This window comes from Hoylesella timonensis S9-PR14 (genome assembly GCF_000762405.1).
Classification (GTDB): Bacteria; Bacteroidota; Bacteroidia; order Bacteroidales; family Bacteroidaceae; genus Prevotella; species Prevotella timonensis_A.
On record NZ_JRPQ01000071.1, the window covers coordinates 95,564 to 105,835 of the forward strand.

A 10,272-nucleotide genomic window follows, 5' to 3' on the forward strand; every position below is an offset into this window, starting at 1 on the left:
CTTTGCAACCGCAATGTTTTTTGCGCCCGTGGCGAAATTGGTAGACGCGCTAGACTTAGGATCTAGTGTTTTGCGACGTGTAGGTTCGAGTCCTATCGGGCGCACCACAAAACTTCCGAAATGCTGTAGCGATGAATCTACAACATTTCGGAAGTTTGTTTAGATTGTATAGACGGGAGTGCCGAAGATGCTCGCAATCCTATCAAGAGCGGTCGTCAACTAATCGGATGCCATCTGGTTGAATGCTAATCAATCGACGTTTATACAAGTCACCAATAGCCTTTTTATACGTCTTCTTACTCACCTGAAAGCGTTGTTTGATGAGTTCGGCATCGCTCTTATCCCCCAACTCACAATATCCACTATGCGAACGGAGATATTGCAACAACTCTTCAGCAAAGCTCTCTGTTTGTTTCTGCCCAAACGGTTGCAACGTTACATCAATCTTTCCGTCTTCACGCACCATAGAAATGTACGCTTTTAACCGATCACCAGTATGTACGGGTCTAAATATCTGATTGCTATAAATAAGTCCGCCATAACGATTGTCGATGATCACCTTAAAGCCCAAATCTGTTTTTTGCCACACCAAGATATCTACCTCTTCTCCGCTTTTATACGAAGGTGTGTCAGAAGAGAGAAAATGTTCCACCTTCGCAGAAGAAACAATACGATAACTTTCCTCGTCCACATAGACATAAACAATGTATTGATGTCCTATCTCCATGCGTTTCTTCTGTTCACGAAAGGGACAAAACAAGTCTTTCATCAACCCCCAGTTCAAGAACGCTCCATACTCATTGACCCATGAACACGACAAGAACGCAAACTCGCCAACCTTAGCCAAAGGAGTTTCGGTGGTTGCTACCAAACGTTCATCTTGATCTAAATAGACAAAGACATCCAAGGCATCGCCAATTGTATAATGTGCTGGCACATAACGTTTCGGCAACAATATTTCGCCTTCATCCCCACCATCAAGATATAAACCAAATTCAACCTCTCTTAATATCACTAAACGATTATCATCGCCGAGTCGAACCCATGAGCGTTCGGGTGCATGAGCTTGTTCAAGCGTCTCTTCTCCCGTATGGTCTTTATGCTGTTTTTGTTGATTGTATTTCATTATTCAATTGGATATTTAGATAGAAGATTCTTGTGAATGCTCCTAAGAATGACGTGTATCATCTTCAGAGCATTGAGCGGAAGGTTGACATTGCGCATCATTTTCTGCTTGGCATGGCGTAGTCTGGATAAGCCTACCGTCTTTCATGTGGATGGTGCGGTCGGTGATGGACGCCAAGCCCTCGTCATGTGTCACAATAACAAAGGTTTGCCCAAACTCTTTACGCAAATCAAAAAACAACTGATGCAGCTCTGTCTTGTTCTTAGAATCCAAACTACCACTGGGTTCATCTGCCAATATCACGGCTGGATGGTTCACCAATGCTCGTGCCACTGCCACACGCTGCTTCTCACCTCCTGACAATTCATTGGGTTTATGACGAGCACGATCCAACAGTCCCATATATTGGAGTAGCTCTTGGGCACGCTGCTTTGTTTCAACTTGGCTTTTACCTGCAATCAATGAAGGAATCATGACATTCTCGAGTGCAGTGAACTCGGGCAATAGTTGATGAAATTGAAATACAAAACCAATGTGCTGATTTCTAAAATCACTTAGTTTTTTGGAAGATAACTGGTCTACTCTAACCCCATCTACCATGATTTGTCCTTGGTCTGCTTGGTCTAATGTTCCGATTATCTGGAGCAAAGTCGTTTTGCCAGCACCACTCGGTCCCACAATACTCACAACTTCTCCTTTGTTGATGTGCAAATCAATGCCTTTTAATACTTGGAGATGACCAAACGACTTTGTAACGCCTTGTATATCTATCATATCTTTTTTGTTTTTTCAATTTTATTCTTTATCCATCCTCCAACAACGTCATACGCCGAACGTTCTTCCTGATGTTGGGATTGAGAGTAGGTCATATCGCCCTCTACAGCCCCATATTGGTCGGGGAAAACAATGAGAATCGTTTTCCCAGAAAAGTTCTGTCTTATTTCTTCTGCCAATTCTTCTAACGCATTTTTATAAGAAACGGTGCCTTTGCGCGCTGTAATGACCACAAACATGTGATCGTCGGCAATCGTAGAAGCCAACTGCGGAAACTGATTCCAGTGTTCCATGTCCTTAAATGCCGCTCTCACCACAGGATGCTTCTCTTGTATATACGCACTTATCAACGCTAATGTGTCTTGTCTGCCATGAAACTCTATTCGGCAATCTAAATGCGTCGCCATACGCAAAAGGCGTTCCAACCATCGGTAGAAGCCCGGTTCAAATTGAGCTCTCGAAGGTACTGCCACCACAATACGGCGGAGCGTGTTGAGGGGTTGCATCAGTCTTGCCATGATAATCTGACAATTCAATCCGTTAAACAAACTTTGATGAAATTGCCCCCAGAACTTCTTTGAAACCTCAGCGTGCGTGTGCATCCCAATAATAATCTCGTTTGCTTGGAACTCTTGGAAAGCATGTTTGATGCCATTGGCGATATTCACGGCTATTCGCACCTGCGACTGTACTTGTACATCCGACCCTGCCGCATACCGTGTAACTTGTTCTAATAAATGTTTGCCTTTTTCCTGATTCACTCGCATTTGCTCATCTTCATACACCACGTTAATAGCCGTGAGGGGTCTGTTGAGCTTCCGACTTTTCATCAAGATTGCCAAACCAATGAGTTGTTCTGCATAATTGGGATATTTTATAGGAACAAGGATATGCTCATCGTCGAGAGACGCCTCTTCATCCGATGCAATTTGCTGATCACGCAATGTTATTTTCTGAGCAGAACGCTCTGTAATCAACGAGGAAATGATACAGGTGAGTAGTATCATCAGCACCACACTATTGAGAATTTCATCATTCACAAGAAACTCTCCCGGTGCCAGTTCTATCCTCATCCCTACCATCACCATGGCAATAGCACCTGCGGCATGAGCCGAAGTCAATCCAAACATCATCGTTCCCGAAGAGAGCGGAAGCTGAAAACGATGGCTCGCAAGGTAGGCAGCTAACATTTTTCCAACGGTTCCCACCAAGGTTATCACCAATAGAAAGAACACTACTTGTCCGCCTGCAAAGAGGATTCGCAAGTTGATGAGCATCCCCACCCCTATCAAGAAGTAGGGGATAAACAGCGCATTGCCTATAAACTCTATCCTGTTCATCAGTGGAGAAACGGCTGGTATATAACGGTTAAGTATCAAACCTGCAAAAAAAGCTCCAAATATACCTTCAAAACCAACGGCTTCACTCAGGGCTGCACTCATGAACATCATTGCCATTACAAACACATACTGCATCACCGCATCACTATAGCGGCGCAGAAAGTAACGTGTAAATCGAGGAATCAAAAGAATCATGGCGGCACAATAGATGGCAAATTTCAGCGTGAGCAGCAACCAAAATCCCATATCCGACCCACTTTCAGCAGAAGAGACAATGCCTGCCAACAACACTAACGCTAACAACAACGACAGCATGGTGGCACCAACACTCAGCATCACACTGGGTTTGCGCTGCAATCCATATCGGCTTACTATGGGATAAGCAATAAGAGTGTTGGAAGACATGATGCACCCCAACAACAACGAAGCCTGTGCGGAGAAATGTAAAATGTAAACACATGAAAAATAAACCAACACAAGGGGTACTGCAAAGGTAAGAAGACCGAACGCCAACATACGATATTTGTTCTTCTTCACCCCTTCCATCTCCATTTCGAGCGATGCCAAGAACATGATGTAATACAGCCCTACTTTGCCAAACAATTCGAATGAATTGTCACGAACCAAGATATTTAGTCCATACTTCCCTAACACAACGCCCGCCAACACCATGCCAATGATATGGGGAATACGCAATTTTCCCATGATTATCGGCGCCAAGAGTATGACCGATAATACTACTAAAAACACCAAAGTGGGGTCTGTAATGGGGAAATATGCTGATATCATGCGGTTAGTTATTTTTACACATCAGAGATAGCGCAAGCCGAAGACAGAGAAAATTTATTTTCTTTGTAAGGCGTAGCCTACCTTATGCAAAGGTAGCGCAAGCCGAAGACAGAGAAAGTTTACTTTCTTTGTTAAGGCGCAGCCTACCTTATGCAAAAAGAGTACGAGCCGAACGCAATCAGGCAAGCCTGAAATTGCTAAGACGAAGTCTCTTTTATCCAAAGGTAGCGCAAGCCGAAGACAGAGAAAATTTATTTTCTTTGTTAAGGCGTAGCCTACCTTATGCAAAGGTAGCGCAAGCCGAAGACAGAGAAAGTTTACTTTCTTTGTTAAGGCGCAGCCTACCTTATGCAAATGTAGATAAATTTTCCGAATTATAAGCGAGTGGGAGAAAGAAAGAGCTTTTTCTTTGAGAGTTCAATCACCAAAAGCACTTGTCAAATACCATTTTTGTCCTGTTAATTTACCAAAAAACGGTCATCCAAAATCTTCAAAATAGAAAAAATCAATAGGCAAACGAGATGCAAAAATGGGCTAATTTTGCCAAAATTGATGCCTTTTCAAGTTGGAGCATCGACTTAACGCTCTTGGAAACACTCTTTAGAGGTGTTATTCACATACTTCAACGACATTAAAGCATGCAAATAGCAACCTTATCTTAATGCTTCAGTCGCAAAAAAGTGGTAAAAATACGAAAGAAAGGAAATGATTTATACGCAATACTCTAAATAGCAATGGGTTATGAAAGTTGCTCATAACTCGCGTATTTGCGACCAACATTGTCGTTGGATGTTTTCATGCGAGTTTTGAGAGGTACTTTGTAAAGAAAATTCAGCATTAATTTTTCTTCCTTCTAATGTACCACCAATCTTACAGAACCAATATTTTCGATATTTTTCATGGCAAGAATAGTACTCTTCAATGAAAGAGCCAACATTCATTAAAGAAAAAAGCATTTTCTTTATTCCATAGGCATATAAATCACAGTTTTTATGTAAATTTGTCGGGTACTATGTACATAAAAGAAGTTTGAGCTTTGCTCAGTTTTAATAAAAATAGATACGACAATGAAAGTAGCAATAGTAGGCGCAAGTGGCGCAGTAGGTCAGGAGTTTTTACGCATCTTGGAAGAACGTAATTTCCCTATCGACGATTTAGTGCTGTTCGGCTCTGAACGCAGCGCAGGTAAGACATACAACTTTAAGGGTAAAGACTACACGGTGAAACGTCTTCAGCACAACGATGATTTCAAAGGTGTTGATTTTGCCTTTACCTCGGCTGGTGGTGGCATTTCTAAAGAGTTTGCCGAGACCATCACAAAACATGGAGCCATTATGATTGACAACTCCAGTGCATTTCGCATGGATAAGGACGTGCCGTTGGTAGTACCCGAGGTGAACGCTGAAGATGCACTCGTTCGTCCACGCAACATTATTGCCAATCCCAACTGCACTACCATTATGATGGTGGTGGTATTGAAACCCATTGAGCAATTAAGTCACATCAAACGGGTTCGCATCTCCTCCTACCAAAGTGCAAGCGGAGCTGGAGCGGCAGCCATGGCAGAAGTACAGCAACAGTATAAAGAGTTAGTGGAAACGGGCGAGGTGAAAACCATTCAGAAATTTCCACATCAGTTGGCATACAATGTCATTCCGCAAATAGATGTGTTTACAGAGAACGGTTACACCAAGGAAGAGATGAAAATGTTTAACGAGACGCAAAAAATCATGCATTCGGATATCAAGACGAGTGCCACTTGCGTACGCGTGTCTTCGCTTCGTTCGCACTCTGAATCAGTATGGATAGAAACCGAAAAGCCACTTGATGTTGAAGAGGTGCGCAAGGCAATAGCTGCTGCACCTGGTTGTAAGGTGAAGGATGACCCTAATGCAGGACTTTACCCCATGCCTTTGGAATCGGCTGGACACGATGATATTTATGTTGGTCGCATCCGCAAAGACCTGGCAGACGACAACAGTATCACGCTATGGCTAACAGGCGATCAGATTCGCAAGGGTGCTGCACTGAATGCTGTGCAAATTGCAGAATATTTAATCAAAAAGGAAAGATAAAAGAACCGGCCTTTCTCCTTTTATCGATACTTTCACTGAAAGCTGATTATTGTAGCCACAAATCTACCGCTCAGTGAAATATCTTACTATTGCAACGGAACTTCACGGAATGGCACAGATGTAGTGCGCAAATCCGTGAAAATCCGTTGCAATTAACTTTTATGCTTTCACTGCGATGCACTCTACTTCTACTAAGGCTTCCTTAGGGAGTGTGCGAACTGCAACAGCAGAGCGAGCTGGATAAGGTTCTGCAAAGAACTCTGCATACACCTCGTTCATGGCACCAAAGTTGGCCATATCGGATAGATACACCGTTGTCTTGATTACTTTGGACAAGTCTAACCCAGCCGCTTTTAATACCGCTTGAGCATTAAGTATGGACTGACGTGTTTGCTCCTTGATACCACCCTCGGGGAACTTTCCTGTTGAAGGGTCTATTGGTAATTGACCAGATGCGAAAACAAAACCGTTGGCTTCGATAGCCTGACTGTAAGGTCCAACTGCAGCTGGAGCCTTTTCTGAATGTACTGATTTCATTATGTTGTGTTTTATAGGATGATGATGCAAATTTAATCATAAAATCTGAATCATGCAAAAAAGAGAGCCCAACATGATGAGCTCTCTTTTTAATGCAACTTTATATCGTAAGTATTATTCTGCGATACAAATCGTAACGCGGTTTTTATTGTTTACAGCAAATGGTTGTACTCTTGAACCCTTTGAATCTGAAATAATGCGATCGGCAGGGATATTGTACTTCTCCTTTAAGGTCTTCACTACGATTTGAGCACGAAGACGAGCCAAGCGGTCGTTAATTCTATTGTTACCAGTACCAGCATCAGCATAACCAGTAACAGATACCTTTGCGTTAGGGTTGGCATTGAGGTAGTCTACCATTTCTTGTATCTTACCTGCTTCTGAATTACGAATCTTAGCAGAGTTAATCAAGAAGAATACATCACGACGGAAAGGTTCTACTTTCTTTTCAACCACTTCTTCTTTAACCTCAGGTGCTGGAGTTGGAGCAGGTGTAGGCTCCACATACTCTTGAACAGGAGCTGGCTCGGGTGCAGGAGCTTCAACCTTCTTATAGGTCTTTCCTAAGTTAATGCGGAATCCAGCCAAAGCATTGAAGTACCAGTCTGGATTGTCAGCTTTCTTGGAGTTGTACTTGTCACTCAAGATGTTAGCGTTACCCTCTACCAAGAAGCTAACTGCATCACCCAAGCGGAAAGCCAATTCAACTCCACCACGACCATAAGGCTGTACTTTAGTACCATCCCATAAATTCTGCAACTGATAGTTGTCTAAATTCTTCAAGGTCTTGGCAATGGCATTTACCTCATCGTTTTTCCATGCGATGTTAGCACCACCACCTAAGAAAGCAGTTACATTGAATACACGGTTGGGATTCCAGCCACAGAATAAATTTGATAAATTAAACATCAAATCCAAACCTGGAGCCACATAGTTAAATTTATAGTCAGCAGTGTATGGATTACCAGTACGAGCCAACTCATAACCGTTCCAGCCTCCCTTGCTCTGCCAGCCATTGGCTTGCAAACGCAATGCAAAGACAGGTGAGAACTGATAACCAAGACCCAACTGTACATTTGGAGACAACAATTTGTCAAACTTAGCTTCGCCAAGTGTGTACTGTGCACCACCCTGAAGATTCAGGAAAGCATGTTTCTTAAACTGATACTCGTTGTTGGCTTTATCCGTATAGGTGGATTGTGCCAACATCGTTGTTCCAATGCCAAAAAGCATGGACGCAACAATTAAAATCTTATAATTTTTCATCTTTATAATGTCTTTTTAATGTTGTTCTTTATGTCTCATCTCTGTTGCATACTCTGATTCCATAGAGTCTTTCTTATCCTTATCAATAATAGTCTTATCATCAGAGTGACTATCAATTACACTCAACTTCCATTTCCCAAGATAGACAATTGGCTTAAAATAAAATACCGTCTTTACTTCAGGAACATTGTCGTGAGCAGGCATGATAACAGCCGTAACTTTAGCTTCATTCTCGTAGGTCTCGCTGAACTTTAAGTAATCAATTCGATGACTCTGAATAGGAAGCGATTTGAGCAAAGAAACCATGTCTTTAAGCTCTTCATTATCCAACAACTGTGGCTCGGAATACACGTCACGATTGTCAAGTTTGACTAACATGCCCGCAGCTGAAGTTGCGTCTCCTGACTCTGCATATTGAAAGAACTGATCAATCAAATGTATCACTTCTAAAGAATCCTGATTGGTCAAAGAGACTTCAAACGAGGTCTTGGTTTGAGGAGCAGGCTTCTTCTTACATGAACTTACGAAAAGCCCAAGCGAAAGGAAAAGCAAAAATGAAATAAAAGAGATAAATTTCCTCATCGTATAGTATGTTAAGAAAATAGGCAGGCATGCTAATCATGCCTGCCTATTTATAATATTAAGCGTTTGTCAAATAATTAATGACGCTTTGCATTGTTCTGAGTTTTCTTAACTGTACATTTTACAGTCAAATGAATTGTTCCCCAATCATAAGTGATGGTTGCAGGAATATTCACATGGAACTCACCAACGGTTAGACCATTATTCTCATAACGGATCTTACCAAACTTACCAGCCTCAATTTCTGCTACTGTAGGTTCTGTGTATTTGAATTTCACCTGAGAAGTAATCTCAGAAAGTTTCTGTGTCATATTGCCATTCAAGTCAGATGTAGCATTATCAATATCCAGTTTGATAGACTTAACACCATAGTACTTCCAATAGTTATGACCCTTGGTCTTAACATTATCTGTAAAGTTGTGATCACGCCAATCTACGAATGTCAAATTCAAAGCAGACTCAGATCCGTTTGTTTCGGCATCAGTGAATGTAGCCTTAGCATCCTTTACATCAACAGGACGGAGGAACTTCACATTAAATCTATTATTCTTCACAGGCACATCAATATTGCCACAGATAGTAGCCTTAACTGCAACTACTGCAGTAACAGTCTTAGAGAGGTCTGAATGATCATAAGCATTCAAGAGTTGCAATGCGATTTCATTCTTAGAATAAGATACGATACCTGTTACAGGGTCGATTGTAGCAACCTCATTGGTCAGAGACTTCTCGGCATAAACTTTTGTACCATCTTGGTTAGCATAAAGTCCCTTACCAGTAACAAAAGCGAACTTATGAGCCACGTTAGCATTCAAACCATCATAAGGTGCTGCCAACTTATCAACAGTCAACTTATTGCCTTCCAATGCGGTCATTATACTAAATACATATTCATCATCTGCCTCGGCAGTGGTTGACCCTGTCACTGTATTATTTGTAGTACCAACAGCCTCTACGTTTCCATGAATATCCTTGTAACCAGAACCTGCAACACTACTATCCTCAGCATACCAATATCCCTTAATCTTATTAGCATTGCCAAAAGCGGTTTCAGGCGTGATGTTAATCTTATTAGGAGTCCATGTAAACTTCACATAGAAGTAATCGTACTTACCCTTAGTACCTGTCTTCTTGTAACGAACGTAAGTAGAAAGAGTTGTCTTACCTTCCTTGAAAGCGGCCCAAGCTTGTTGGTTCTTAACAGTCCACTTCAATACTTGAGTCATAGTGCCTTCAACATCTGCGGTTGTCTGGGCAATAACACCAACTTTCTTGTCAGCGTCAAGTGCAACAGCGTTTGCTGCGTCCTCATTCGATTCGAACTGCGATGCATCTGCAACTGTACCATCAAGTTTGTAATTTGCTTCGAAGTCTGTTTTAGACATGTTAAGCTTAGCAATAATCGGCTCTTCAATTTCAAACCACTTCAACTTCAAATCAAGAACGTTCTCATCACCACAAGCAATAGTATAGTCGGTGTTCACTACAGGTACATCGTGAGTAAACAACACTGGGTCTGTTGCAACATCTTCTGGAGCAACAATTTTAACCTTGATATAACCAACGGCAGCAACCTTCTTATTAACATCATCTGTCAAAATAACGCGTACCAAAGGTTCGCGATCGATAGTTGCTTGGTTCTGTTCATTATTCGCTTTGTCTTTGTTGAATGCATAAGCCTGCTGCTTACCTTCTTTTGGCATCTGTGCACGAAGTGTAAAACCATCCTTCTGTGTTTTGATAAAAGGACTAATATATGTTAATTAAAATATAGCACTTTTGC

Annotated in this window: 8 protein-coding genes and 1 tRNA gene; 2 read left to right on the top strand and 7 right to left on the bottom strand. The window is 41.8% G+C overall.

Annotation, left to right across the window (positions count from 1 at the left end):
• Positions 1 to 22: 22 nt before the first annotated feature.
• A tRNA-Leu gene (locus HMPREF9304_RS04315) sits at positions 23 to 107 on the top strand.
• A 95-nt stretch (positions 108 to 202) separates the two neighbouring features.
• On the opposite strand, the gene HMPREF9304_RS04320 is transcribed toward HMPREF9304_RS04315, so the two are convergent.
• Genes HMPREF9304_RS04320 through HMPREF9304_RS04330 form a run of 3 tightly spaced genes read right to left on the bottom strand, consistent with a single transcriptional unit; the run spans position 203 to position 4,029 of the window.
• The gene (locus HMPREF9304_RS04320) at positions 203 to 1,126 is read right to left on the bottom strand and encodes a CvfB family protein (protein ID WP_036926760.1); all 924 of its coding nucleotides are present in this window, start codon (positions 1,124 to 1,126) and stop codon (positions 203 to 205) included.
• Positions 1,127 to 1,168: 42 nt separating this feature from the next.
• Positions 1,169 to 1,900 carry an ABC transporter ATP-binding protein gene (locus HMPREF9304_RS04325; protein ID WP_025072457.1) on the bottom strand — a complete coding sequence of 244 codons (732 nt, stop codon included), beginning with the start codon at positions 1,898 to 1,900 and terminating at the stop codon, positions 1,169 to 1,171.
• Entirely contained in the window at positions 1,897 to 4,029 is a 2,133-nt protein-coding gene (locus HMPREF9304_RS04330) for a cation:proton antiporter (RefSeq protein ID WP_036926761.1), read from the bottom strand. Before HMPREF9304_RS04330 ends, HMPREF9304_RS04325 begins: the two co-directional genes overlap by 4 nt.
• 1,067 nt (positions 4,030 to 5,096) lie before the next feature.
• Here HMPREF9304_RS04330 and HMPREF9304_RS04340 point away from each other — a divergent pair.
• A complete protein-coding gene (locus HMPREF9304_RS04340) occupies positions 5,097 to 6,104 on the top strand; it encodes an aspartate-semialdehyde dehydrogenase (RefSeq protein ID WP_025072459.1) in 1,008 nt (335 codons plus the stop codon).
• A 159-nt stretch (positions 6,105 to 6,263) separates the two neighbouring features.
• Here the strand turns inward: HMPREF9304_RS04340 and HMPREF9304_RS04345 are convergent, their stop codons facing one another.
• The 4 genes from HMPREF9304_RS04345 to HMPREF9304_RS04360 form a co-directional block, all read right to left on the bottom strand.
• Positions 6,264 to 6,641, bottom strand: a complete 378-nt coding sequence (locus HMPREF9304_RS04345; protein ID WP_008124457.1) for a RidA family protein — start codon at positions 6,639 to 6,641, stop codon at positions 6,264 to 6,266.
• Positions 6,642 to 6,755: 114 nt separating this feature from the next.
• Positions 6,756 to 7,907, bottom strand: a complete 1,152-nt coding sequence (locus HMPREF9304_RS04350) for an OmpA family protein (RefSeq protein ID WP_036926764.1) — start codon at positions 7,905 to 7,907, stop codon at positions 6,756 to 6,758.
• Positions 7,908 to 7,922: 15 nt separating this feature from the next.
• A complete protein-coding gene (locus HMPREF9304_RS04355; RefSeq protein WP_036926766.1) occupies positions 7,923 to 8,489 on the bottom strand; it encodes a hypothetical protein in 567 nt (188 codons plus the stop codon).
• A 77-nt stretch (positions 8,490 to 8,566) separates the two neighbouring features.
• Positions 8,567 to 10,192, bottom strand: coding sequence for a hypothetical protein (locus tag HMPREF9304_RS04360; RefSeq protein ID WP_036926767.1), 1,626 nt, complete (start codon positions 10,190 to 10,192; stop codon positions 8,567 to 8,569).
• Between the last annotated feature and the right edge of the window lie 80 nt (positions 10,193 to 10,272).